Source organism: Plantactinospora sp. WMMB782 (assembly GCF_049179135.1).
In the GTDB taxonomy this organism is placed as follows: Bacteria; Actinomycetota; Actinomycetes; order Mycobacteriales; family Micromonosporaceae; genus Plantactinospora.
The window spans coordinates 62,540-87,459 of the sequence record NZ_JBMHMC010000005.1 but is presented as its reverse complement, the minus strand read 5'-3'; the positions used below and the strand labels follow the sequence as shown (position 1 = coordinate 87,459).

The following is a 24,920-nucleotide window of genomic DNA, read 5'->3' as shown; positions in this document are numbered from 1 at the left end:
TCATGGGTTGGGACGTCGTCATCGGATGCGTCTTCGTCTACTGGCTGATGAAGGCTGGCCCGCAGATGGTCAGCGAAGCCATGGCGGAGTTCGCGTACGCCCTTCGGGGTGAGGAGTCTCCGACGGCGAAGGCCCGACGCGAACGCTTGGAGGAGGTCGGGGTGGACCCGGCATCCGGTGGGGCGTTCCGCCAGTATGCGGGGAACGCGTGGCGGAACTTCTGGCTGGACAAGGACGCGGATCGGCGAAAGGCCCGCGCCGAGCGTGGGGCGGCTGAGGCTGCGGAGGAGTCCCGGTCGTGGTGGGGGCGCATGCAGGATCGCCTGGACGACGAGGTGACCCGGCTCGCCGACCGGTGGCGTGCCCGGCAAGACGACGAGCCGACACCACCCGGGGCGGACAACGGCGGCAGCACCGGCGACGGTGGGGGTGCTGTGCCGCACGTCGACCCGCCGGCACCCGGGCCGACGCCGCCACCCCGGCCGACTGCCGGACCGGACGAGCCAGGCTGCGAGCAGTCCACCGTCCACGACAGCGACGAGTGCACCGACGGGCCGTTCGACCCGCCAACTCATGACCCCGAGCCGGAACCCGTCCGGCCTCCGATCCGGGTCACCGCGACCGTCGGTGACCCGCTCGACCGGCCCACCCGGGCCACAGCACCAACCGAACCAGCAGCAATCACAGCAGGAGGAACCATGACCATCGTTGCCCAGCAGGAAGTAACTGGTGTTGTCTCCGGCGCCAACGAGGCCCGCGCGATTCAGCGGCAGATCGAGGCCGCTACCGCCGAGTACGTCGCCCAGCTCGCGAAGGTCCGGGCGCGGATTCACGCGCTCGGTGAGCAGACGCTCGGCACTGTGCAGATGGCCACCTACTCGCAGGTGGTGGCGCTGACCGGGAACGCGGCCGAGTCGGCGGCGGCGGCGCAGGCGGCGGCGAAGTCGTGCAGCGCCGAGGTCGGCCCGCTGATGGGGTCGGTCGCGCGCGCGTTCGACCGGATCAACAGCTAACAGGAGGTTGTGAGGTGGCAGTGACGACACACCGCCCCGTGCCGCTGCCACACGCAACGGCGAAGGACGATCCCGTAGCCGTACTCCGGCATCAGGGACAGAAGAGGTTCGTGCCCGAGGGTGCGGCGAAGATGCAGCCCTGGTACATCGACGCAGCCGGCATGCGGCGCAGGATGCCGTACGAGGTGCCGGTCACCGCAGACGACGAGCGGACTGCGCATTTGCGGTGCCAGTGCCCGAAGACGCGGGTTGTCAACGGCGGTGGCCGGGAGCGGTGCGCCTATGTCGAGTGGTTGATGCCGGGCGTGACCCGGTACTGCCCCGACCACGGGGATGTGCTGTTGCCGCCGAAGACCGGTAAGGATGCCCGGTTCGGCGCTGTGCTGCGGGACGTGCGCCGCATGTACGGGCGGGCGGCGCTGCCGTGGACGGTGCCCGCCGCCGGGCTGGCCGCCGACGTCAGCATGTCGCTGGGCCAGGTTGCGGCGGTGGATGCGATCCTGGCCGCGCCCGCGCTCGCCGGGGCCGGCTACGTGGCGGCGAAGAAGATCCTGACAGCGCGGGCGGTGAAGGCGAACCGGATCGAGCGCCGGCAGAAGACGGGCCGCCGGGTGCGGGAGATTGAGCGCCGCGCCCGCCGCATCGCGGCTCTCGGCGGTGAGGTGTCGTTGTGGGCGGCTGCGCTCGCGGCAACGGATCTGTCTACGTGGCCGGGCCGGATCGTCGCCGCTGCCGGGATGGTGCGGTGGGCGGTCGGGTTCAAGCCGTGGTGGGATCGGGTGGAGGCCCGCAGGCTTCGTGACGTGCCCGCCCCGGTGAAGGTGGAGACTCCGGCGGCCGAGACGACGGAGGCGCCGGATCCGATCCGGTTGCGGGCGTTGACGACGTGGGCGACGCTGATCGGCTGCGCAGCCGGGCCGCTCGCCGGCACCGAACTCGTCGACTTTCAGCGGCTGCCGAATTGTGAGGTTCGGGTCGCCGAGCGGACCCTGTTGCCGAACTGGTCGGCGAAGGTCGTTGCGAAGATCCCCGGGTCGATCAACATGCGGGAGAACCGGCCGACGCTGCTGGGCAGGATCGCCGCCGCCTACCGGTGTACGTACGCGGACGTGTCGTTCGCCGCCGACGAGTCGGATCTGTCGGTGGCGTGGCTGCGGGTGCAGCCGGACAACCCGCTGGCGGAGACGAAGATGTGGGCTGGCCCCACCTCGTCGGACTGGCGGCGCGGTATCTCCCGGGTGGGCCGGTTCGACGACGGTTGGGACATCATCTACCAGTGGTGGACGAAGACCGGTGCCGCCCACGACCTGATCTCCGGCTGTACCGGGTCGGGTAAGAGCGAGTTCGTCGCCCAACTCCTACTCGCGTCCCTGCACTCGAACGGGCTAGTCCTCGACTGGGTCGGGGATCCGCAGGGCGGGCAGTCCTACGGGGCATTGAAGGACGCCGTCGACTGGTTCGCCCGCGACAAGTCAGAGATCACGCTCATGCTGCTGGCCGCGCTGAAGGAGATGCTGCGCCGCAACGACGAGCTGGCGAAACACAACATCAAGACGTGGCAGCCGACAAAGGCGATGCCGCTGCTGGTCATCACCCTTGACGAGGTGCAGTCGTACATCGACGACCCGGCGATCCTGGAGTTGGTGGAGAAGCTGGTCGGGCAGGGCCGCAAGTGTGGGATCAAGATGCGGCTCATCACGCAGATCCCGGCGGCGTACAACCTGGGCGGGTCGACGTACATCAAGGAGCAGTTGAAGGCCGGTCAGACGGTGATCTTCCGGGCGATGACGGATGTCGCCGGCCGGTCCGCCGTGGAGGGTGACTGCCCGGTCGACCCGACCGCCCTGCCGGAGCGGTGGGGCAAGAACACGTGCGCGGCGGGGGAGACGACCGCTGGTCTGATGTTCCTGCAAGGGATCAACGGCCGGGACGTGTACGGACGTGCTGATTTCACCGGCGACGACATGACGGTGTGGCTCACTGACGAGGAGGGCGCTTCGACGACCACGCCGGGCGGGTTCAGTCCGGCGGCACAGCAGGTGTCGGGCGTGTTGTGGGGGGACCGGAAGGAACGCGCCCGCCGACTGATCGAGGCCGGACGGTCGGATGAGGATCTACTTCGTAACGGTGCCGCTGTCGAGCTGATCGCCGCCGCCGCTGAGGCTGCCGCGTCGAAGACCGTAGTCCGCCTGTCCGGCCAGAGGCCACCAGAGGTCGACGCGAACGGCAAGGGTCCTCGGGCGCGGGATGTGGTGTTGGCTGCCGCGCAGGAGCACGCCGACGGGCGGGGGATGGTGGACCGGGAGGCGCTGGTTAAAGCGGCGGAGGGACAGATGGCGCCGGGCACCCTGAACAAGGCGCTGTCGGATCTTGTAGCGGACGGCGCCCTGCGACGGGTCAAGAACGGCCTGTATGAGGTGCCGGGTGCGGCGAAGGAGCCGGTTCCGGCCGAGGGTCAGGGGCGTCTGCTGTGACGTACTCGCCGGAGCGCCCCCGCCCGGCCGCCGAGGTGCGTCGTCGCGGCGCCGTGTACGGCATCCCGTGCTGGGCGGTCGACGAGCACGGGATGCCGATCGTCGGCCAAGTGGTCGTCGGCTATGTCGGCCAGTCTCGGCAGACGGTGAAGCAGCGGGAAGGGCAACACCGCGACTGCCAGCCGTTTTCCGACGTCATCGTCGGCGGCTCGTGGACGATCGAGGAGGGCCGGTGGACGGACGCGGAGATGGACGAGCGTGAGCGGTACTACATCCGCAACGGCGTGGTGCTCACCCCCGGTCAGGTGCCGCAGCGCCCGGTCTACAACTACGAGTTCAACACGGACAACCCGGGCCGGATCGAGATTTGGCGTGCGATCAAGCACCGGCAGCGGCGTGAGTCGGGCTGGATGCCGCCGCCGAAGGACAGCAGGGTTCCACGCCCGAGGCGTGCCGGCGGGCCGCAGGTGCCGGTCCGTGCTTCTCGGTCCCGGTTGGCCCGGTGGTGGGAGCGTCGCCGCTGGTGGGTGTGCGGCCTGGCCGTCCTCTGGCTGGCGTTCTTCGCGGCCGGGCTGCGCGGGTCGTGGCTGTTGTGGGATGCGGTGCGCGTTGGCCCGGCTGCCGTGACGGCGTCGGCGCCGTTTATGGCGGTGTGGGGGTCGATCGGCTATCTGCGGGTGCGCCGCTGGTGGCGTCGGGTGACCCGGCCGAGGCGGCGTCGCAGGTGAGCGCATGTCACGGGGGATCCACCGTTTGGGAGTGGCGGGTCCACGGCCGGCGCGGCGAAGTACACACGTACGGCACCCTGACTGTGCCCGGCACCCCGCAGGAGCAACGCGAGTGGGCCGAGCGGTTCGCGGTCGAGAAGATAGCCCTGCTGCTGTGGGACGTTGAGCCTGACTGGGAGCGGCTGGCCGGCTGGCGGGTTCGGGTGTGGTGCGGCGACGTGGAGGTTGTGTCGTCCGCCGACGAGTTCCTGGAAACGCTGCGGTCCGGGCCGCTGGCCCGGAGGCGTGACCGGGCCGAGCTGCTGCCGGTGCGGACAAGAAAGGCTTGAGGGACCCCGGAGACGCGTACCAGGGTCCCTCACCGTTGCGCTTCTTGCCGTGTCCTGCCGTCAAGGATAGCGGTAAATGCACCACCGATCTGACGCAAAGCGTGCTGCCTCCTTAGGAGGTGGGTGAATCACGTCGATGTCTACGACGGGCAGGGTGACGCTCCCGCCATGCGTCGAGACCCAAGACGGGCCAGAGCAATGTCCGCCCGACTCGGAGCGGCGCAGGGAAATCATCGCGGGTCTGGGCGAGGTTATAGAGGGTCTGCCTCGCAATGCCGAGATGCACGGCAGCCTCATCCGAGGTCAGATGCCCTTCAAGCATGAGCCGAGCATACCTCCTGTGGTAGCTCAGTTGTGATAGCCTTATAGTAAGTGAGTTACCCGAAGGGGGTGCTGGGGTGATCCGCAGGTATTCGTTTCGGCTCTACCCCACCTCCCGTCAACGTGACGCACTGACGGCGATGCTTGCCGCGCACTGCGAGCTGTACAACGCCGCACTTCAAGAACGCCGCGACGCATGGCGCAAAGCAGGCGCGACCATCCGGGCGGCACAACAGATGGCGCAGCTGACCGACATCCGCACGGCACGCCCCGACCATGCAGCGTGGTCGTTCACTTCGCAGCAGCAGACTCTCCGCCGCCTCGACAAGGCGTTCGCCGCGTTCTTCCGACGGATCAAGGCCGGCGAGAAGCCCGGCTATCCGCGTTTCCGGTCCGCGCATCGATTCGACTCGGTCGACTTCCGGCACGGCGATGGCATTAAGTTCAGCACCGAAAACTGCACGCCCGGCCACGCCGCCCTCCGCGTGCAGGGCGTCGGCACGGTCAAGGTGCGACTGCACCGGCCGATACCCGACGGCGCGAAACTCGGCCAGGTGTCCGTCAAGCGGGAAGGCTCCGGCCCGCATGCCCGCTGGCACGTCGTCATACCCATCGAGGTCGACTGCGATCCGCTTCCGAAGACCGGGCGCGCGGTCGGCGTCGACTTCGGCGTTGCGCACCTACTCACCGCTAGCGAACCTGTCCCCGGACTCACCGACCAGGACGGGCACGCCGCCAACCCCAGGCACACTGCAAGTGCAGCGGAACGCCTCGCCAACGCGCAACGTGCTCTGGCCCGCTGCAAGCGGGGGTCGAACCGGCGCAGCAAGGCCCGGAACCGGGTTGGCCGCCTTCATGCACTGGTTCGCCGGCAGCGCGTCGATACCGTCCGCAAAACCGCGCTCGCGCTCGTCCGGCACGCGGACGTGATCGTGCTCGAAAACCTGCGAACCGCCAACATGGTCCGCCGCCCCAAGCCCAAACCCGACGACGCTGGGGGTTTCCTGCCCAACGGGGCTGCCGCCAAGGCGGGCCTGAACCGTTCGATCCTTGACGCGGGTTGGGGGGTGTTGATCGGTGCGGTGCTTGCCAAAGCGGAAGAAGCTGGGCGGGAAGTCGTGCTGGTCGACCCCGCGAACACGTCCCGCCGCTGCGCCCGCTGTGGGCACACTGCGGCCGGAAATCGTGTCAGCCAAGCCAAGTTCCGATGTCAGTCGTGCGGTCACGTTGATCACGCTGACCGGAACGCGGCCATCAACATCCTTCGGGCAGGAACTGCCCGTCGCCAAGTGGACACTTGACGAAAAGCCCCCGCCTTCAGATGGGGGATGTTCACTACCTCACGGGCTGTACCCGTCGGTACGATGTGCGTTGCCCACGGGGGAATCTCCAATCGGAAACGGGGGTCTCATGGCTGGTAATCCTCTGTCCAGACGCATCCGACTCGCCCGCGAACTCGGCCGGCTGCGGGCCGAGCGCGGCCACACACTCGCGGAGCTTGCCGCCCTGTCGGGTGTCAGCAAGTCGCTGGTCGGCCGGTTGGAGCAGCCGGCCGAGAACCTGACCCGGCGAACGAACCTCACCCTCGCACGGAAGATCATTCGTGCGCTTGGGGTGGAACGCGGCAGCGACCTGTGGGATCTACTCGACGCGTGCGCCGAGGACGGCGCAGAGGGCGGCTGGTGGGATCGGCCGGAGTACGCGTTCATGGGCGGCCCGGACCCGGCGAGGAACCGACAGCGGCCGTTCGCGATGGCCGAATATCAGGCCGCTCTGATCCTGGACTACGGTGCGGCGCTGCTGCCCGGCCCGGTACAGACGGAGGACTACGCCCGCTACCGGGCGCAGGTCGGCACCGACGGGCAGAACGTGGACGTGGACGCGGTTGTCGCCGGCCGGCTCCGGCGCCAGCAAGACATCTTCAACGTCGTCGGCGAGAAAGAGCGGTACGCGGTGGTGTTGGAGGAGCAGACGGTTCGCCGCTGGCCGGTGCCGCCCGTCGTCATGCTCGACCAGCTTCATCACCTGCTCGACTTGGCGAAGCGCCCGGATGTGAGTGTTCAGGTGTTGCCGGTGGATGCGCAGGTCGCGAACGGGATCGGCGCGGCACCTCGATCTCCTTACACCATCTACTCGTACGCTGACCCAGACGATCCCACGATCGTCATCGTTGACACGGTGACGGCCGATCTTCTGATCACGGACGGCGCCGAGGTCGACGGGTATACGCAGTTGCATGAGCGGCTGCGCGGGGCTGCCCTGTCTGACGCGGGCAGTGTGGCCCTGATCGGTGAGGTGGCCGAGAAGTTGGCTGCCTTGGTCTAGGAGGTTGTGCCGTGTCCAAGTTCAGTAACACGAGTGATCCACGGTTTCGTCGCTGGGTGAAGGGCTCCACCTCGGGTGGGAGTGACGGGTGCCTGTTCGTGGCGTCGGCCGAGGACGGGTCGGGTGATGTGGCCATCGCCGACAGCAAGGCCGGTCCGGCGGCTGCGGTGCAGGTGTTCAACCGGCGGGAGTGGGCGGTGTTCCTCGCGGGGGCGAAGGCTGGCGAGTTCGACCACATCTGATCCGTTTCGCGTTTGAAGGTCCGGCGTCTTCGGGCGCCGGATCTTCCCTTTTTGCTGGCCAATAGCCGTGCGGCCACTTGTGACCTTGGTCGATGAGTGCCACTGTGGAATTGCCGGTGGGGGAATCCCCGGCAGATGGCGTGACGGTTCGCTGCCGGGGAGGGCGCGGACTGTTGCAGCCCCTCGATGGTGTGCGGCGGCCGGGTCATCCCCAGCACCCGGCCGCCGCACACCACACACTCTCGGGAGGTGTCCGTGGGCTGGTGGGGATGGTCGTGGCGGGCACATGTGCCGGCCGACCCGGGAGATGTGGCCGTGCCCGCCTCCAGCTACCTCGGCATGGCCGGCGCCTACGGCTCCAACCTCCCCGACCCGCTGCCCGACGACCAGCCGACCGAGCGGCGACGCAACCGGTCCCGGCGCTTCCCCGCCGAGCCGGGCGGGGACCGTGGACGTCCCGCCCACATCATTCCGTCGTCACCGGCGCTTCCGGACCCGCACCTGCTGGTCGGACGGCGGTTGTACCTCGCCCCGGGGGAGTGGTCACACGCTCAGGGCCGGATGCCGAGTGAGTATGTGCTGCTGCGGGTGGCGCGGGTGTTGCCGGATGAGCCGCGCGTGGATGACCGGATGGTGTGGCTCGCCGGCCACCGTGTCGGGTGTCGGGACTGCGCGGAGCCGTGCGTGGTGCTGCTGGCGTCGGTGGAGGCGTTGTGGAGGGCGGTGGGGGGTCGGTGACGTCGTGGACGGCGCTGCGGATCGGTGCGGATCTGGTGGTGGCGCAGCATGAGCCGGTGGCCCGGGTGTCGGGGTCGGGCCGGTGTGCGCAGTGCGGGCCGGACGGAGCCTGTCGGATGCTGACGTGGGCGGAGCGGACGCGGGCCGGGGAGTTGGTGCCGTATCCGGGCGGGCCGGTCACGCCGCTGGATCTACGGGCGGCCTGAATTGCACCTCGGCGGGTAGTCCCGTAGGTGCGTGTGTGGCTGACCCCGTACGACGTCGAGCGCTGCCGGTGGCGGATCGAGATCTGGCCGGACGGCCGGGTGCTGGTGTGGCGGGTGTCGGATTCGTGGGTCGCGTCGGCGCCGCAGCGTCACCCTCGGGACATCGGCGAGCTGGGGGAGTGGCTGGTCGAGCGCGGGATTGACCCGGACGAGCCGACCGCTCGCTGATCACTACTAGAGCCCGCTATCGCCTGGCCCGACGTCTCCACTCTCGCTCTCGACGCTTCCTCTTCGCTTCCCGACTGTTCGCCCACGGGCGGACGATCAAGACGGCGACGAAGACGGCCACGATCGGGCCGACGGGGAACGTCAACGCGAGCAGCGGCAGGCCCACGAACACGACGGCTACCGTCACCCCTGTCCAGAGCAGCACCCGGCGGCCGGTGAACCGGCGCGGTAGTGGCTGGCTGGCACCCCACGTGCCCCGCCTCGGCGGCGGCGGTCCGTTTCGATGGTTCACGCTGCCGCACCTCCCTGCCGGGCAACTCAACCCGCACCGGGCACGGCACGGGAGGGGCGTGTCGTGCTCCGGACACAGAAAGGCCGCCCCCACCCGCCTGCGTGGCCCCGATGGGGTAGACCACGGAAGGCGGGTGGGGGCGGTGGAGGGCGCCGTACCAGGCTGGGGAGCGAGGATTTCGGGCGCCGGTTTCCTCCCCTCGGGGGGTGTGAGGGGTGGTCTCAGACGGCCGTGAGGGCGGGTAGCGCCCACACGGCGGCGATGACACAGGCGACAGCGAGCCAGCCGAGATGCACCCGCCCGCCGGCCCCGAACGCGTGCGCTGCGGCGAGGATGACGGCGGCGACGAGCAGCAGCAGGATGACGACCGCCATGTCAGGCCGTCTCGCCGTCGATGGTGCGCGGTTGGGTGTTGGCGACGCCGTTGTCCGACACGGCCGGGGTCACACCCACGCCGAGGACCGTCAGGGCGGCGAGCAGCAGCGCGATCCACTCGTTCGAGTCGAGCCCGCCGAGGATCACCGTGGCGAGCACCTGCAACACGGCGAGGACGGCGGCGACAGCGGTCTTCGCCCACCGGTACTCAGGTACCAGCGGCACCAGATACACGCCGACAGCAGTGGCGGCGGCGATGGCGATCTGGACCGCCTCGTCCGGTTCGATGCGCTGGTCACCCGACAGGGCGCCGTAGGCGATGGTGAGCGCCGCACCAGCGACGGCGGCGAGGGCCTTACCGTACTTCTGGATCATGACCCCTCCTCGGGGGGAATGTAAGGAAACGGCCGGAAACTTGAATTCCGGGCCGGAGAATGCAAGGAAACGACAGAACCGCAGGTCAGCAGCGTTGCGACGGTGGTGACGGCAGCGGATTCTGACGCCGCTGCTCGTCCGACTGCGCCCGTAACTCCGTGTACTGGCGGATCTGCCCGAGCGCGGATCGCGGGTCGTCGGCGACAGCCCGGAACATCGCGTCCTGCGCCTGCCGGTCCTGCTCGGCCGCCTGATAGCGGGCGGCGGTCACCCGGTTGTTGGCCTCGTTGTACTCGGCGAGACAGGCCGTCAACTGTCGCTGCTCAATCCCGATATAGATCGACAGGAGGAGGGCGACGACGGCGACAAGCTGCACCGCCCGGGTTGCCGTCCGGCTGTCCAACGCGCCGACGATCTTCCGGCTCACCGGTCCTCCTTCCGGCCGCGAAGCAGCGGGCGGATCGCCAACCCGGCGGCGGCCAGTGCGGCGGACCAAAGCAGTGCCTGTAGGCCGTAACTCACGTTCACGGCGTTGTCTCCTCGGCTGCGGTGGCGGTGGCGGGGGGAGGAGCCGCCGCAGATGGCTCCTGATTGCTGCGATTCGGCAGCGGTGGTGCGAGAGCGAGCACAAGGAAAGCGGGCACACCCAAGATGGCGGCGTCAGGCAGCTTGCCCTGAAACAGGTAGGCGACGACGACGCCGACCCATGTGCCGAGCCCGACGAGCATCACCAGATTCCGGACCCACGACGACATGGTGACGCTCCCGTACGGTCATGGTGGTGGTGGTCAGCTCTGGGTAAGCTTGGCCAGCAGCTCCGGCAGCCGGTCCCCGAAAGCCGCCCGGAGTGCGGTGGCCGCGTCGTCGAGATCCCGGGACCCGAGCCCAGCCAACACCCCGTCGATGATCTGCTGCTCGTCGACCCAGTCCTCGCCGAGCAGCCGCTGCTGGTTGGCGAGCATGAGCTGCATGGCGGTGCCGATGCTCGGGCCGCTCTTGCCGAGCACCTGGTTGTGTACCGCCCGGCTGCTCGCCTGAGCGATCTTCGCGATGGTGGCGTCGTCCACGTCTTCCTCCGTCGGTTCTCCGAGCGCGACCGCGAGGATCCGCTCCATCAGCGACCGGTCGGCGCAGTGCCGCCGGTCCAAGGTCAGATGCCAGTGCCACAGATGGCTGCTGTCACTGGACGCAGCCCGGTCGCGGACGTTGTCCCACCCGTCGACCACCCGGTCGCCGTCCACGTTCCCGTAGATCGCGAGCACTTCGTTGAGCCGTCCCGCTTTCATCGCCGCGATCAGCCGCCGACACTGGGCGATCATCCGCTCGACGCTGCCGGGCGTGAAGTCGAACGCGGCGACGTGCCGCATCTGCGTCGCGGTCAACCCCGGCTGAACCGTGTACGTGCGGGATGTGCAGTAGCGCGACTTGAGGATCCACTCCTGCGACCGGTGTCCGCCGGACAGGTGGTAACGGTCGCCCTTGGTCCCGGCCGCTGCCCGGGGCCGTCCGGTGCGCCGGCACAGCTCGTCACCAAGCCAGTCCATCTCCGGGGTGACGACCTCCCGGCCCCACCACGACTCGGCCTGGAGTTGGGCGTATGTCGGCATCAGCTCACCCCCGAGTTCCGGGCGCAGAACAGCGCCGCCTGCGCCAGCCTGGTCAGCGGGTAGCCGCCCGGCGGATTAGTGATGAACGCGCTGGCCTCGGCCAACCACTGGTCGCCCAGCTCCCCCCAGAGGGTGATCGGGGATCCGTGGGTGCGGGACCATGACGCGACCCCGCCCGGTGTCGACACCAGCCGCATGTGCGCCAGCGGCGACATCGGGTCGTCCGGGTACGCGGTCGTCATCAGCTTGTAAATCGCCTCCCGGCCCACCCAGTACGCGATCGGGTACATGCTCTGCGCCGAGTACGCCTGGTGGTCGGGGTCCTGGTTGGGTCCGTCGGCGAGGTACGGCCACCAGATGTCGGCGGTCCGGTAGGCGTCGACCTGGTGGATGCTGATGTCGGTGATCAGCCGGTGCATGCCGGTCGCACCGAGACCGAGGGCTCCCGCCCGGTGCAAGAAGTAGCCGACGCCCGCGCTGACGTTGTGGACCTCGTAGCCGGGCTGCGCGTCGTCGGCCCGGGTCGAGTACGCGACACACTGCCCGCGATCCACGGGGACCCGGGGCATCGCCATCAGCATGTCGACGATGCCCTGCACGCGCGCCTTCGGGACGACACCAGCCTGGTAGCCGGCGAGGAGCGGCATGCCGACGTGGTCAGCCAGCGTGACCGTGTACGTCGTCTGCGGGTCGTTGACGCTGCCGTCGCCGAACGCGTCATAGGCCCTGCTCAACCCCCATCCGCCGTCCGGATTGCGCAGGTTGTAGACGGTGTTGAAGTAGGTGGTCGTCCACGTGTGGCCCCAGCCGTAGACCCGGCCGCACGCCTCCGCCATCGACGCGTACGCGTACGCCCCGGCGGTACCGTCGTCGGCCGCCCGGAATCGGGTGATGGCTGTCGTCGCGCGGGTCTTCCACGCGGTACCGCGAGTGCCCACGACGTCCTCCTGGATCGCTAGCGGCGGCGGGTTACGGGCCGGTTGAGCAGGTCGGCGAGCGCCCTCGCGGTCGACGGGGCGTACGAGTCGAGTTCCAACGTCGCGGTGGCGTCGCTGGCCCGAAACTCCGTCGATGCGATCTTGAAAACGGTGACGCCGTCCCTGGTCGTCGCGTTGAGCGCGTCCGGTCTGGGCAGCACCCCACGCACCCGGATCAGGTAGCCGGGCCGGACCTCCCACGGCATCACCCGGACGCCCGCGTCGAGGTCCAGCACCGGCCGCGCCAGGCGGAGCCGGCCGGCGTTCGGGGCCGCCCGATGCTCGGCCAGAAACTGCTGCCCGACCCGGGTCGCGTCCGCCACCGACCCGGTCTCATCCCCGAGGTCGATCGGCTTCGGTTCCCGCGTCAGCCCGGCGGCGGTCAGCGCGGGAACATCCTGGGTGACCCGGGTCGTGCGGGAGGCGCCGTCAATGTCCCGCCAGCGGACCGTGACCGCGTTGTAGAGCCCGTCCGCCGAGCCGGGCGCGTCGTAGCCGGCGTCCGACACGTCGGCCTCGTACCGGACGTCGGTCGGCCAGGCTCGCCAGTTGAAGCGGTGCTTGCCGGCCGAGTTCGACTCCAGCGCCTCCCACAGGTACGCCGGTTCGAGGCGCATCAGGTCATCGAGGACCCCGGCCGGATCGATGCCGTCGGGGTAGGCGAGCTGCTCGATCGTGTGCGAGGTGGCGTCAACGCGGGCGGTGGTGCCGTCGTAGAGGGGCAGCAGCCGGCCGAGGAGATCCTCCACCACGTCGGAGGCCAGCACGGTGCTGGTCACGTAGCCGCTGGTCTTCTCGGCACCGGTCTTGAGGTAGCGCGAGCCGAGGACGTGGGTGTTGGTGAGGTTGGTGTAGTACGTCGCGCCCGAGGTCACCGCGCTGGCGTTCCCCTGACGCAGCCGCAAATCAACCGCGTTGAAACGGTCGGTGTGCTCGTCCCCGTACCGCTGTAGCAGAGACTGCGAGCTGGTGGCCCAGTTGTCGGATTCCAGCGTCGCGTCGGAGCCGGTGCCGACGTAGCCGTTGAGACGGCGGGACACCATCTCGACCTTGAGCACCGAGGACGCGACGCCCTCGATGTGGGAGGTGCCCGCCCTGGCCACCCACTGGCCGGTGTCGACCAGCCGGCTGTACCGGGCCGTCAGCACGTGGTTGGGCTGCACCGACTGGCCGGAGTCCCACTGCAACCGCATCGTGGTCGCGTTGGAGGTCCCGTCTCCGGTGCCGACGCTGCCCTTGGACTGCGATCCGGTGAGGTCCGCCTGACGCCACGCCGTCTGCTCGATCTGCCGGTCGACGTAGATCAGCGGCACGTTGCGGTCCTTGGCGTGCGCGGCCGGGCCGACCGCGACGAGATCCCAGATCTGCCCGTCCGGGCCCGCCGACCTGCCGGGATCCTCCAGCCGGCCCTCGCACAACACCGCGCCGGTGCGCTGGTCGTAGACATACGCGCGGGCGTAGTACTGCAACCAGTCGGGCTGGTTGGTGATCGGCTCGTGCAGGCTCATAGTGATGCTGGCAAAGCCGCCCGGGGCAGTGATCCGAAACGACAGGTCGTGCAGTCGGCGGGTGATGTGTACGTCCCCGGCCGACGTGGCGAGCCGCACCGCCAGCGGCAGGGTCAGGCTCACGACGCCACCGGACGTACATAGAGGTAACGCGGCAGGTACTCGACGGTCAACGACGTCTGGTTGGTGATGTCGTCCAACGACAACGGCCCGACGCTCCGCAGCCAGTACAGCCGGTTCGGGGTGCCCGGGGAGGCGTACATCCATCCGGTGATCGCCGGGGGGATGCCCCCGCCGTACACCACCCCGTCACGGATGCCGTACACCGTCTCGGTGGTGGAGTCGATGACGACGTCGCCGCCACTGCTGTTCTCGATGTCGTTCCACTCGACCACGAGCAGCCGGTCATCGGCGGGCACGAACAGCAGGTAGTCGATGTCGAGGTTGCCGCTGCCACTCTGCCGGCGGGCGTCAAGGCGGAGGAACTGGCCCCGAGCCGGCAGCGGCACCCCTGTGAGCCCGTCCACGCCCGGGTCGGCGCCCGACGGGAACGAAATCAGGCCGAGGTCGACGATTCGCCACGCGGTCGACCCGGCGGTGCCGTCCCAGCCGACCGACGTCTCCGCCAGCCCGCCGATGTACGCGTTCAGCCCCCACCTGATCGTGGCGTAGATGACGTCGGTCGCGACCGTGGTGCGGATGCGGGCCAAGACCCGGTACCGGCCGCGCACGTCCGGGGTGTCCATCAGCGGCCACACGTCGCTGCTCAGACGCGGGTCCACCGACGCGAAGGTGCACCGGCTGTAGTTGCCGCCCGGCCCCGACGCGTCGCTGGAGTTGGTCTGGACCGTGGTCCCGCCGCCCTGCGTCAGCCACTCCGCCTGCAACAGCACCGGAGCCCCGGCCGGGGTACCCCGGCGGCGGACCGCCATCAGGCTCATCTGGTTGGTGTCGAGCAGGGTGCCGCCCTGCGGGATCGTGACCCGCAGCGGCGTTTCGACGTCGCCGAGGATGTCGGGCAGGTCGGCGTACATGCCGCCGCCAGCGCCGACGAGCCGGAGTCGGGCCTCGTCGATCCATGTGGTGTGCCCGGCTGGTGGGGTGCTGGACAGGCTGATCGCGATCCGGGCCTGGGTCGTGATCCCGGGGAGGTCGGGCGCGCTGCGCTCGAACTCGATCAAAGTCCAGGTGTTGGCGCTGACGGCGACCGTACTTGTCGGCGCGGAACCGTTGGTAGTGCCGAGTGCGGTGAGCCACACTAGGGCCAGGGTGATGTTGCGGGCGGACGAGCACCGAACCCACGCGCTCGCCCGGTACCGCTGGCCGACCGCGACCGGCACTATCTCCGACCGGGCCTCCACCGTCGCGGTGACCCCGTCCGGGGTCAGCAGCAGGCTCGCCGCTCCCTCATGGAACTGAGCGGTGGACCGGGCGACCGTCCCGCCGACACCAGTCCACGAACTTGCGTTGGTTTCGAAGTACGGGTTGGCGTTCAGGTCCGGCCCTGGCAGGCCGGGGTCGTTGTAGACCGTCAGCGCGCCGCTCGACTCCGGCAGCCCGACCGCGAACGGCTCGGCCGGGATTTGAGCGGTCACTATCCGCCGTGTCGCATCCCACACCACCGCAGACGGTCCCCCCCGGAAGGTGCGGAAGAAAACCGGTGCGGTAGTCCCGGGCTGGAACCGGAGGACGTTCTGCGGCCGATCCAGCTCACGGTAGAGCAGTTGCAGGGCAGCGGCGGTCTCATCAGCATCGGCGTCGAGAACCACAACCACCAACGTGATGATCCGGTTGTTGTACGCCGCTGCCGGATACCGCTCGCCGTCCGTCAGTAGCGTGCTTACTGCCGATCGGCGCAACTCTGGCATGCCAAATGTCGTGTCGGCGTGCACACGCAGTGGGGCAACCCGCAAATCGAGGCGGGTGTCGGCGGATGCGGATATCGAGTCAACGAACCGCAGGTCGACAGCCATGACACCTCAACTCCTTGCCAGGATTCCGGCGTCCCGACCTGTCAGGTAGCCGACGGTGCGACCGTCCATCTGCACGGTGACGCCCTGGAGTGCGGACTTGATCGCAGATGCCAACACCGCCGAGTCGGGGGAACGAGTGTCAACGACGGGGTCAGGGACGGCGAGGGAGGCCGAGATCGGGTAGTGGTCAAGGGTGAATGCGGTAGCGAGATCGGCTGCGGCTGCGGTGGCATCTGGCAGGCTGCTGCGGACACCTCCGGCCAACAATTTGACGATGGACTGGCCCGAGTAGTAAGGGTTCCCCCGTCCCGACAGTGGGCCCCGCTTGGCCGGACTGAACGGCCAGTAGTCCTTGACGAGTTGGGCCGCTTGACCCATGGCCCCCGCCAGCGGGCCGAACTTCGAGCGGATGCCGTTGATTAGGCCGTCAATGACGTTCCGGCCCGCGTTGTACAGGATTCTGCCTGTGTCACCGATCGCGGAGCGGATCTGCCCCGGCAGTGCCCTGACCGCGTTCTGCGCGGCGGCGGCCCCGGCTCGGATCGCGGCGCCCATCCTGCCTGCCGCTGCTGCTGCGGCGTCTAGTGGCGCCCTTAGCAGGTTGATCGCACCGACAATGAGACGAACTGTGTTTGTGGCGGCGACGATCGCCACCGTCATCACGATGATCGCGGACCGGAGGACACCGGAACTGATGGCAGCCTGCGCTACTAGCGTCGCGAGTTGGATCAGTGACGGCAGGATCGGGTACACGGCCGCCAGTAGTTGCACGAACGCGACGGCGAGCAGGATACCGCTTTGGATCAGCGACGGTAGATGCGGCAGCAGTTGCACGAGGGCGCTCAAGAGCGTTTGACCGAGGGTGGTGGCAAGCGATACGAGGATCGGCACTAGCTGCCGTACGGTTTCGATGATCGTTGGCAGGGCGGCGGCGAGCTGTTGGGCGAGGATCACCGCCACTTGGGCGATGACCGGGATCAGCGGTGCGAACGCCTCCGCGATCTGCACGCCGGCTTGCGCCAGGATCGGCAGCAGTTGCTGGGCAAGCTGGGAGAGGACTGGCAGCAACGCCTGCGCCATCGTCGTCGCGAGCGAGCTGAATAACTCGATCAGCGGAGTCAGTTCGGTGCCGACGACCGCGATAAGGCCGGCGGCGACCGTCAACACGTTCGCGAGTTGGGTGCCGAGGACGGGTAGCAGCGGTGCGAGCGCCCGGCCGAGCGCGCCCAACGCCTCACCGACCGGCTGTGCTGCCGGAGCCAACGCCCGCAACCCGACAACCAATCCGTCCACGAACGCGGTCAGCCCTGGTGCGGCGCCGACGACAAGGTCGACGAGGATGTCCGCGAGTGGTTGCAGACCACGGGATAGGGCATCAACGAGCGGGGACAGGGCGATGAACCCGGGCGCCAGTGATGCTAGGGCGGTGCCGAGGGACTGCACCAGCGTGACGAGTGTGGGCGCGAACGCCACAGCGATGTCCGCGATAGCCGCCGACACCGGGCCGAGGGCCTGCGCGACCGCGAGCAGTACGGGGGTGAGCGCCCGACCGACCTCGGCAAGGTTCGTGAACAAGGTGGACAGTGCCGACTGCCCCTGCACTGAGTTGACCAGCGTGTTGAGCTGGTCAAGTAGGGCAAACAGGCCACCGCCGACGGGGGCGGCGGCGAAGATGCCCTTGACGATTCCGAGCACGTCGGCGGCGGCGGCACCGAACTGCCGGATCGCCTCAAGTCCGTCGAGGATCAGGGTCCGTAGTTCGCCGGACTCCGCCATCTCCGACAGCCGGGCAGACACGTCGGCAATCAGACGACCCAGCCCGGTCGTCTGCTCCCGGATAATCCCGGCGCCAACCGCTGTGACGTCCGCGAGCGCCCGGATGAGGGGACGGACGGCAACGGTCAGGTTGTCGATCGCACCCTTCGCGTTCTCGAAGATCTCGGCCAGCCGGATGCGGGTGTTCGCCGTCGACAGTTCGGCCAGGGCGTCCCGGAGTTGGGTGTTGAGGACCCCGGCGACGTCGACGAACCCGGCCCGCAACGTCGGCAGCGTCAACCTCGACAGCCGGTGCAGGTCGTTGGCCACCTTGGCGAACAACGACTGCTGGACGGCGCGTTGCATTGCCTCCCACGCTGGCCGCAGCGCGACAACCTGTCGCACCAACTGCTGCGCCGACGGGGCTAGGTCTTTGACCACCTCGTTGAGGTTCGCGCCGTCTTCCGCTGCCGCCTTGAACGCATCAGACATGCCTGCGGCCGCAAGGGCCAGTGTGCCGACGCCGACGGCGGCGATCGACAGCCCGCCGGGCAGGGCGAGCAGCGCCCCGGATGCGGCGACCGCCGCCGCCGCCAACCCGGCCAGCAGTTGAATCGCCCCACCAGCGACCGACGCCAGACCCGCCAATGCGGTGGCTCCTGCCGCAACCGCGCCGCCGATCGCACCGAGCGCGCTAGCTACTTTGACGAGTCCGCCAGCCGTTTTGCCGAGTCTCGACAGGGTGGCGGTGGTGCTGCGCAACGACGACCGATCGACGTTGACGCGTACGTCCTGCCGGATTGGCGGCAGTGACCGCTGTACCGAGGCGAGCATCGCCCGCAACCGCGCCTCGTACGCCTGCCGGGCGCCCGGCTCCGTCGGCACCGTCAGCCGCGATTGCCGTTGGATCTCGGCCAGTTGCGCACCGAGACGACGACGTAGCCCGTCGGTGTCGGCGGTGACCGGGATGTTCGCCTGCACCGAACGGGCCAGCGTGGCGACTTGGCGGCGCACATCCTGCTGGAAGGCGTTCGTCAGCGGCTCAACCTCAACCGGCACCTTGACCGGCTTCGGTGGCTTGATCTCCGGTGCGGGCAGGGACAGGCGTACCCGCTCCGAGACTTGGACGAGCAGCGTGCGGAGGTTCCGCTCGTACTCTTGCCGGCCGGCAGGCTCGACCGGGATTTCCGCCTTCGCGGTCCGGCGCACCTCGGCGAGGGCGTCAGAGATGCCCTGCCGAAGCTCGTCGGTGTCCGGCTCAACCGGAATTTTGACGGCTTGGCGCGCGAGGGCGCGTAGCTGCCGCTGAACGTCCTGCTGGAATGCGCGGAGCAATGGGTCCGGGTCCGGCGCCTGGGTGCGCGGAGCCCGTGACGTCCGAGGGGCGCTCGGCGTCTGACTGGTCGGCGCGGTCCGGTCGTCAACGACAGGTTCAACCGGAACCTTGATTTTCCGCTTCGACAGGGCGTCAGTCAGCGCCTTGTCGATCCCGGCACCCTTGAACTCCTTGACCACCGAGTCGCGGAGCTGCTTCGCCAACCCCCGGGCCGAGGCTGAGACTTCTACGGCGACTTCACCGACGACGATGGGGGAGGTCAACGCGACCTCCCCCGACCGTCAGGATTCGTTCGCCAGCCGCATTTCGCGGGCAAGGAGTTCGTCTTCCAACGCCCGCTGAAATTCGGCGGCGGGCGGTGGTCGACCAGGTGGTGTCGGACCCGGGAGCGGTCCGGGGCGGCGTCCCGGTGTTGCCGAGATCAGCCCCAGGTTCCGCAACCTCTGCGCGGCTTCTTCGCCCCGCTCGGCCCGCGACTTCGCCGGCTTGGCACCCACACCGGGGATTTCGATCGACTTCGGCTTGGCGCCCTTGCCTCCGCCTCGCTGCCAGTTCGCTCCCGCCAGCCGGTGATCGAGCCGGGCGAGCAGCACCTCGGTCAACGTCCAGTCGGCGGCGGCACCTCGGAGCTTCCGCATCAACGCCGACTCGCGCGGCAGACGGTGGATCAGGCCGAGGAGGTGACGCGCGCTGAGCCGGTCTTCCGGGCGGCCGAAGAGCGCCCGCGAGAGCCGGATCCGGTGGTACTGCGAGAGGTCCGCTTCGATGCAGGCTCCGTGTTCTCGGAGGAGTCCTCGGAGCCCTGCGTTTCCCCCGGCTTCATCCCGGAGTGCGCCAGCCACCGCTGAAACAGTTGGATCATCGCCGGGGTCGGCTGCCGAACCTTCTCCCACTCCTCAGCCCGTTCGGGCGGGAACGCGAGTTGGAACAGCTCCTTGATCGCATTGATGTCCATCTCGTCGGCGAGGGACACGGCACGCCAGTCCATGTCGCCGAGGTGCGGCAGTTCCCAAGCGACGCCGGCCCAGCGAAAGCGGAACGGCGGCCGAACCTCTTCGGCGTACGCGGCATCGAGGTCGAACTCATCGGCGACGTCAGCCATTGACAGCCTCCGGCGTCCACCCGGGGATGCTCTCCCGAGGATCCCGATCGACGGTGCCCCACGTCCGGGTCACCTTCGGCTTCGGCTCGGCGGGCGGCTTCTGCTGGGCGAGCGTCGCCTGCACCGTCTCTCCGATCCGCTCGTCGACCAGCTCGCGAAGCCGGGCAGCGATCTCCTCCACCTCGCCGTCGTCGCCCTGGGCGCAGTCGATGGTGCGAGTGGTGCCGTACACGCCAGCCGCGCCAATTTCCTGCACGAACGCGTCGAGTTCGACACGCTCGTCGCCGGACAGTGGCCCGTCGAGTTCGTCGAGGACCAGGGCGAAGCGGCGCTCGAACTCCTCCGGACCGAACTGCCGGTCGGGTAGGTACAGCACTTGCAGTCGTGCCATGCGGGTTGCTCCTTGCGGGTTGTTGCGCGGGTTGGGGTAGGCGTCGGCGGGCCAACCCGCACGGAACTCCCGCCGACGCCGCTTGTGGGCTACGAGCCGGAGGCCAAGGATTCGTCGACGTAGTATCGATAAGCGACGTTATCCGCGTCGTCAAGGTAACCCGAGAGGGTCCATTCATACACGGTGATCCCGCCGGCCGACCAGACCACGTCGCCACGTTCGGTGACTTCTCCGAGCGGAACAACGATTCGCTGCGCGCGGGTGCCGTCGATGCCGTGGAGCACCCAGTTACGGATATCGGTTGCGGGCGGCTTCTCGGCGATTGTGACGCCTTCGGCGGTCTGCGTGATGGTCGAGCCCGCGAATTGGACCCCCAGTGTCACGAGGCTGGTCTCCGCTGCCGCAAATGTCCAAGTTTTGACGAATTGACCGGGAATGCGGCGGGCAAGTGCGTTGCCCTGCCAGATGAAGACGTCAGTCCGGTCTTGCGACGTAGCCTCGGTAACTCCGTCCTCGGAAAGAGCGCCAACCTCGTTGAAGTCTCCGGAGAGCGGGGTGGTGCCGTTCGTTGGGAGCACCAGGTTGCTCACGCCGAAGTCGCTACACGCGACCAATCCGTTCGTATAGGCCCTGATCAGGGTGATGTCGACCGCCACGGTCAGTCTCCTTTGCGCATGGCGAGGGCCCGGCGGTCGCGCCGGGTAACGGGTTCGGGAACGCCGGAGGCCCCTGCCAGTGACAGGGGCCTCCGAGTAGGGCTAGGTACTAGAACAGCGGGATTTGCTCACCCGCCGGAGCAACTGCGTCCTTCTTGCGTAGATTGCATCGGAGATGGGCAGCCTGACAGTTTGCTCTCGTATGAGCGCCGCCTTTAGACAGCGGCACCTTGTGATCAAGGCTTACGCTCATCGGATGCGGGTGCGCTAGAGAACGCCGAATCTTCGCGCCACAGATTCCGCACCGCCACCCGTCGCGCTCAAAAATTTCGGATGCGCTGAATTTCTCAACGGGTCGACTCAGCTTACGAGCGCGTCGAATGTGCCAATGCTTCCGCCCGTACACCTTCCATCGCAACCGCAACTGCTTCGCTGCGCACCCTGCGCAGCGAAGCGCAACCGGACCCTTCCGCTTCTGCGAAATCGATGCTCGGCAGTCGACGCAAGTCGTGTTTGCCCTACTGGGTGTCGCCGCTCGGAGGCGAGCGTGGACATCGTCGTGGTAACACTGGTAGCACAGGGCGGGCCGTTCGGATCGGCGTCGTGGTCGCTTAAGCGGCGAGGCGCATCGGTCGCACTGCGTAGCGAATTGGTCCGGAGAGTTGTGTCGAAGCCAGGTTCGACGTTCCCGCCTCTTGGCGTCATTGCGACGCCCCGCAACACGGCGCGCTACAGGAGTGCAGGTCATGCAAAACCGGGGCAGGCCCGACCTACCCCTGCGCTCAATCTGCCCGCCACACATCTCGCAGTGAAAGACACGCTCGGGTCTAGGGTTGGCCGCCCGCAACTGCCGTTGGTACTCCCGCGCCCCGGCCTTTCGGCATTCGTCGCAAACCTCGCGCTGCCTGCCGTGTTCGTTCCTCCGCAGCGAGACGTCGCAGCCTCGGCAAAACAGTTCTTGCGGTGCCGAACGGCACTGCGCGCGCTTGCGCTGGTGGTATCGGCGAGTGCTGTCCCTCCGACGGGTAGCCGCGCAATCCTCGCAGTAGAGCTTCGGGTTGCCTCGCCCGACGACCCTGCGGGTGATCGTGGCGCCGCAGTCAAGGCATGCGGTGGTGGTGGTGGTACCGTCGTCCATGTCGGCTCCTGGTTAGGTCAGGTAGTCGGCGGCCCGGCAGGCATCGCGAGTGCCTGTCGGGCGCTATTCGTTTATGTGTTCGATTCTATCGACCCGGCCGGTTCGGTGCCATTTTGAATGGCGCTCATAGGCCCGGGTTGTGCAGAAAGATCCGGTAGGTAGCGGAGCGGCGTTTGACCTTCGGGTCCGGTGTCCAGATCGGCGCCATCGTCGTCTGCGTGCCCTGCACCGACACCCCGTTCGAGGTTGTGTGACCGGGCAGGGTGACCCGGATCGCCTTCCGGATCCGCTCGGCGGTCGTGCGGGCGTTGTCGGCGTTCACCGCGTATACGTCGATGTCGACCAGCGCCGAATCGAGCGTCAACGCCCCGTCGCCTTCGCCTGGTGCGCGCAGGATGTGAGCGAGCGGCGCCTCATACCGCCAGCCCGGGTCACGGTCCGGATCAGCCCACGTCTTGATGTCCAGTGCGGCACCTAGCCAGGCGGCGAGGAACGTCTCAACGTCGGCGTACACCGGTCAGCCTCGCGCTGCCTGTAGCGCCCGGAGCATGACCCGCTGCCGGGGCGCCCCGAGCCGATTCCCGAACTCGACATACACCGAGTAAGGGGCGTTCGCGGTCACGCGGGCGTAGGCGCCTCGGGTGCGGGTGCCGGAGGTGACGGTCATCGACGCCCGGTAGCGGCCAGTGCGGACGGGTGCGATCTGCTGCGCGGTCCAGCGGACCAGTTCGGCCCGCCGCTCACATTCACGCCGGAGCATGTCGGAGCGGACTAGGTTGTTGATGCCTGCCCGGTCGGCTTTGAAGCGCACCTTGACCGCCACGCCAGCCTCCTACAGAAAATGCTCGTCGCCCCACGGAACCGGCGCGGGGAACGAGTAGACGGGGGACAGGTGGGTTTGCGGCACGTCTGGGTCTTCGTCGCCGGACGCGTCGTCGTTCGCGCCCACCAGGTCGGCGAGCATCTGGTCGAGACGCCGTTCAAGGTCGGTGGCCCGCTGCAAGCTGTTGTCGTCGTGCGGCCAGCCCCGCTCCACCGCTGCCGCCGCGTACAGGGCGACACACACCGATGCGGCGTCGTGGAGGCTGTCGTGGAGTGGCCGGGTGAGCCGGGTGGACACCCATGCGGCGCCGTCGGCGATCAGCCGGTCGACGGCCACCCCGGTCGGCCGCGTGGTGGAGTCGAACGTCAGCTCGTAGGTGTCGCCGGACTCGGTGTAGCTGGCCGGGGAGCGGACTAGGGTTCGCTGCGGCACGTAGTTCGCGACCCGACTCCGGCCGGGCCACCACGTCGGGCCGCCGGCCGTCGGTGACGGCACCACGTACACGGTGGCGTCTTCGGCCCCAGCGCCGAGGCCGGTTACCGTCCAGCGGAGCAGCCACCGACCCGGCTGGGTGAACGTGACCGGGCTGGCGGTGAGTCGCACCGCCCCGTCGGACGGGGTGCCCGCCGTGACGGCAGGTTCGGTGGTGGTGTCGTCGGGGGCGGTGACGGTCAGGACACCGGTGGTGCCGCCGTCCGCCGGACGCACGTCCAGGTACGGGGCTTCGATGTCGCCGACAGATACGTCGCTGGCCACGTCACCCCCTGATGCCGGCGGTCAATGCGGGCCCGGTGCTGCCCGGGGTGAGCGCGGGACGGTCACCACCGACGGTCAGGGCGGGCCGGCTGCTGCCCGGCGTGTGGGTGCCGGGGATGACCTGCCGCGTGGACGTCACCCCGACAGCGAGGGTGGTAGTGGCGGCGAAGACACCGGTCCGGCGGGTCCGGCCGGTCGCGGCGAGTGCAACACCGAACCCGATCGTGTCGGCGGCGATACCGCGTTTCCGGCCGACCGTGGCCGGGTCGACCACCAACCCGGCCGCTACGGTCGCGCGGCCCTTCCGGCGCCCGACCACGTTGGGTGCGATTGCGAGGCTCGCGGTCGTGGTCCCGACGGCGCGTTTCCGACCTGTCGCAGCCGGACCGAGGATCAGGCCGGTGGCGAACCCGCCGTCGGTCTGCTTCCGGCCCGACACCACCGGGGCGACAGTCACACCGACGTCGGCAGCCCCGGACGTCTGTTTGGCACCTGATCCGCCGACGGCAGGTGTGAGGCCGACAACGGCAACACCGCTCGTGTGCTTCCGTCCGCCCGCGCCGACCGTGGCAACGAGGCCGGTCGCGGCATCACCTGAGGTGGTTTTGCGGCCAGACCCGGCCGGGTCGACGGCCAGCCCGTAGGCGGCAGTCCCGGAGTGCTCCTCGGGTGCTGTCGCGTACAGGTTGATGTTGTCGATCTCGCCGTAGTTGTCCGACCCGTCGATTCGTTTGCACTCGATGAGCAGCGCCAGGTCGGGATCAGACGCCCACGCCGGGGTGGTCGCGGACCGGAGGGTTGTCCACGCGTCTCCGTCCGGGGACGCCTCCCACAGCAGGCTGCCGCCGTCCTCCCGTACCCGCAGCCACGCGTGATCCGTCGGGCTGTAGGCGACGAAGACGGGTGCACTGTCGGAGAACCCCACCCGCAGCAGGATGCCCATGAACCCCGACTGGACATCGATATTGAACCCCGCATCGGTGCCGGCAGTCGTCGTCGTGACGAAGATTGACATGTAGGCGGTGGTCGTCGCCCCAGCCGACGCCGGTGGCCAGAACCGGCCGCCGCATACCGACCCGGTCAGGGTGTAGGCGGCGGCACTCTTCCACCCCGACCAGTAGGCGACCGCGCAGTCGACCCGACCCCGGCCGCCGGTCTGCGAGATCCCGCCGTAGTTTCCTGGCCACTTGACGGTGTCGACCGAGGTGGCTTCGAAGTCGTCGGTAAGCGTGTCGATCAGCGGCACGACCGG

At 68.7% G+C, this 24,920-nt stretch carries 28 protein-coding genes; 9 read left to right on the top strand and 19 right to left on the bottom strand.

Annotated elements, in window-relative coordinates:
- Positions 1-2: 2 nt before the first annotated feature.
- From ACN28A_RS01145 to ACN28A_RS01130, 4 genes are all read left to right on the top strand, one after another.
- Positions 3-1,013, top strand: a complete 1,011-nt coding sequence (locus ACN28A_RS01145; protein WP_421391536.1) for a hypothetical protein — start codon at positions 3-5, stop codon at positions 1,011-1,013.
- Positions 1,014-1,123: 110 nt separating this feature from the next.
- Positions 1,124-3,487, top strand: coding sequence for a hypothetical protein (locus tag ACN28A_RS01140; protein WP_421391534.1), 2,364 nt, complete (start codon positions 1,124-1,126; stop codon positions 3,485-3,487).
- A complete protein-coding gene (locus tag ACN28A_RS01135) occupies positions 3,484-4,215 on the top strand; it encodes a hypothetical protein (RefSeq protein WP_421391533.1) in 732 nt (243 codons plus the stop codon). The genes ACN28A_RS01140 and ACN28A_RS01135 overlap by 4 nt, the downstream gene beginning before the upstream one ends.
- An 83-nt stretch (positions 4,216-4,298) precedes the next feature.
- On the top strand, positions 4,299-4,544 hold the full coding sequence (locus ACN28A_RS01130) for a hypothetical protein (protein ID WP_421391532.1): 246 nt from the start codon (positions 4,299-4,301) through the stop codon (positions 4,542-4,544).
- 112 nt (positions 4,545-4,656) lie between these two features.
- Here ACN28A_RS01130 and ACN28A_RS01125 read toward each other — a convergent pair whose 3' ends face one another.
- Complete coding sequence (locus ACN28A_RS01125) at positions 4,657-4,866, bottom strand: helix-turn-helix transcriptional regulator (protein WP_421391530.1); 210 nt, start codon at positions 4,864-4,866, stop codon at positions 4,657-4,659.
- Positions 4,867-4,942: 76 nt separating this feature from the next.
- Between ACN28A_RS01125 and ACN28A_RS01120 the strand changes: the two genes are divergently transcribed.
- The 5 genes from ACN28A_RS01120 (at position 4,943) to ACN28A_RS01100 (ending at position 8,604) form a co-directional block, all read left to right on the top strand.
- On the top strand, positions 4,943-6,166 hold the full coding sequence (locus ACN28A_RS01120; RefSeq protein WP_421391529.1) for an RNA-guided endonuclease InsQ/TnpB family protein: 1,224 nt from the start codon (positions 4,943-4,945) through the stop codon (positions 6,164-6,166).
- Between the two features lie 109 nt (positions 6,167-6,275).
- Positions 6,276-7,190 carry a helix-turn-helix domain-containing protein gene (locus ACN28A_RS01115; protein ID WP_421391528.1) on the top strand — a complete coding sequence of 305 codons (915 nt, stop codon included), beginning with the start codon at positions 6,276-6,278 and terminating at the stop codon, positions 7,188-7,190.
- Between the two features lie 11 nt (positions 7,191-7,201).
- A complete protein-coding gene (locus tag ACN28A_RS01110) occupies positions 7,202-7,432 on the top strand; it encodes a DUF397 domain-containing protein (protein WP_421391527.1) in 231 nt (76 codons plus the stop codon).
- Positions 7,433-7,747: 315 nt separating this feature from the next.
- A complete protein-coding gene (locus ACN28A_RS01105) occupies positions 7,748-8,170 on the top strand; it encodes a hypothetical protein (RefSeq protein ID WP_421391526.1) in 423 nt (140 codons plus the stop codon).
- A gap of 233 nt (positions 8,171-8,403) precedes the next feature.
- Positions 8,404-8,604: a hypothetical protein gene (locus tag ACN28A_RS01100; protein WP_421391524.1), complete on the top strand. Its 201-nt coding sequence runs from the start codon at positions 8,404-8,406 to the stop codon at positions 8,602-8,604.
- A gap of 513 nt (positions 8,605-9,117) precedes the next feature.
- On the opposite strand, the gene ACN28A_RS01095 is transcribed toward ACN28A_RS01100, so the two are convergent.
- The 18 genes from ACN28A_RS01095 to ACN28A_RS01010 all read right to left on the bottom strand — a co-directional run bounded on the left by ACN28A_RS01095 (position 9,118) and on the right by ACN28A_RS01010 (position 24,914).
- On the bottom strand, positions 9,118-9,270 hold the full coding sequence (locus ACN28A_RS01095; RefSeq protein ID WP_421391523.1) for a hypothetical protein: 153 nt from the start codon (positions 9,268-9,270) through the stop codon (positions 9,118-9,120).
- Between the two features lies 1 nt (position 9,271).
- Positions 9,272-9,646 (bottom strand): hypothetical protein, encoded by a 375-nt coding sequence (locus tag ACN28A_RS01090; protein WP_421391521.1) that lies wholly within the window; start codon positions 9,644-9,646, stop codon positions 9,272-9,274.
- Positions 9,647-9,731: 85 nt separating this feature from the next.
- Positions 9,732-10,073, bottom strand: coding sequence for a hypothetical protein (locus ACN28A_RS01085; RefSeq protein WP_421391519.1), 342 nt, complete (start codon positions 10,071-10,073; stop codon positions 9,732-9,734).
- Between the two features lie 97 nt (positions 10,074-10,170).
- Positions 10,171-10,401, bottom strand: a complete 231-nt coding sequence (locus tag ACN28A_RS01080) for a hypothetical protein (RefSeq protein WP_421391518.1) — start codon at positions 10,399-10,401, stop codon at positions 10,171-10,173.
- Between the two features lie 33 nt (positions 10,402-10,434).
- A complete protein-coding gene (locus ACN28A_RS01075; RefSeq protein ID WP_421391516.1) occupies positions 10,435-11,253 on the bottom strand; it encodes a hypothetical protein in 819 nt (272 codons plus the stop codon).
- Complete coding sequence (locus tag ACN28A_RS01070) at positions 11,253-12,191, bottom strand: hypothetical protein (RefSeq protein ID WP_421391515.1); 939 nt, start codon at positions 12,189-12,191, stop codon at positions 11,253-11,255. The genes ACN28A_RS01075 and ACN28A_RS01070 overlap by 1 nt, the downstream gene beginning before the upstream one ends.
- Before the next feature lie 17 nt (positions 12,192-12,208).
- Complete coding sequence (locus ACN28A_RS01065; protein WP_421391514.1) at positions 12,209-13,861, bottom strand: hypothetical protein; 1,653 nt, start codon at positions 13,859-13,861, stop codon at positions 12,209-12,211.
- Positions 13,858-15,333, bottom strand: coding sequence for a carbohydrate binding domain-containing protein (locus ACN28A_RS01060; protein WP_421391513.1), 1,476 nt, complete (start codon positions 15,331-15,333; stop codon positions 13,858-13,860). Before ACN28A_RS01060 ends, ACN28A_RS01065 begins: the two co-directional genes overlap by 4 nt.
- Positions 15,334-15,717: 384 nt before the next feature.
- Positions 15,718-19,065, bottom strand: coding sequence for a phage tail protein (locus ACN28A_RS01055; protein ID WP_421391512.1), 3,348 nt, complete (start codon positions 19,063-19,065; stop codon positions 15,718-15,720).
- Positions 19,066-19,083: 18 nt separating this feature from the next.
- Positions 19,084-19,404: a hypothetical protein gene (locus ACN28A_RS01050; protein ID WP_421391511.1), complete on the bottom strand. Its 321-nt coding sequence runs from the start codon at positions 19,402-19,404 to the stop codon at positions 19,084-19,086.
- Positions 19,405-19,469: 65 nt separating this feature from the next.
- Positions 19,470-19,904, bottom strand: coding sequence for a hypothetical protein (locus tag ACN28A_RS01045; RefSeq protein WP_421391510.1), 435 nt, complete (start codon positions 19,902-19,904; stop codon positions 19,470-19,472).
- On the bottom strand, positions 19,897-20,295 hold the full coding sequence (locus ACN28A_RS01040) for a hypothetical protein (protein WP_421391509.1): 399 nt from the start codon (positions 20,293-20,295) through the stop codon (positions 19,897-19,899). The genes ACN28A_RS01045 and ACN28A_RS01040 overlap by 8 nt, the downstream gene beginning before the upstream one ends.
- A gap of 89 nt (positions 20,296-20,384) precedes the next feature.
- A complete protein-coding gene (locus ACN28A_RS01035; protein WP_421391508.1) occupies positions 20,385-20,951 on the bottom strand; it encodes a hypothetical protein in 567 nt (188 codons plus the stop codon).
- 109 nt (positions 20,952-21,060) lie between these two features.
- On the bottom strand, positions 21,061-21,699 hold the full coding sequence (locus ACN28A_RS01030; RefSeq protein WP_421391637.1) for an HNH endonuclease: 639 nt from the start codon (positions 21,697-21,699) through the stop codon (positions 21,061-21,063).
- A 514-nt stretch (positions 21,700-22,213) separates the two neighbouring features.
- Positions 22,214-22,603, bottom strand: coding sequence for a hypothetical protein (locus tag ACN28A_RS01025; protein WP_421391507.1), 390 nt, complete (start codon positions 22,601-22,603; stop codon positions 22,214-22,216).
- A 3-nt stretch (positions 22,604-22,606) separates the two neighbouring features.
- A complete protein-coding gene (locus tag ACN28A_RS01020; RefSeq protein WP_421391505.1) occupies positions 22,607-22,912 on the bottom strand; it encodes an HK97 gp10 family phage protein in 306 nt (101 codons plus the stop codon).
- Between the two features lie 9 nt (positions 22,913-22,921).
- Entirely contained in the window at positions 22,922-23,668 is a 747-nt protein-coding gene (locus ACN28A_RS01015) for a hypothetical protein (protein WP_421391503.1), read from the bottom strand.
- A 1-nt stretch (position 23,669) separates the two neighbouring features.
- Positions 23,670-24,914 (bottom strand): hypothetical protein, encoded by a 1,245-nt coding sequence (locus ACN28A_RS01010; RefSeq protein ID WP_421391502.1) that lies wholly within the window; start codon positions 24,912-24,914, stop codon positions 23,670-23,672.
- Positions 24,915-24,920 lie beyond the last annotated feature (6 nt).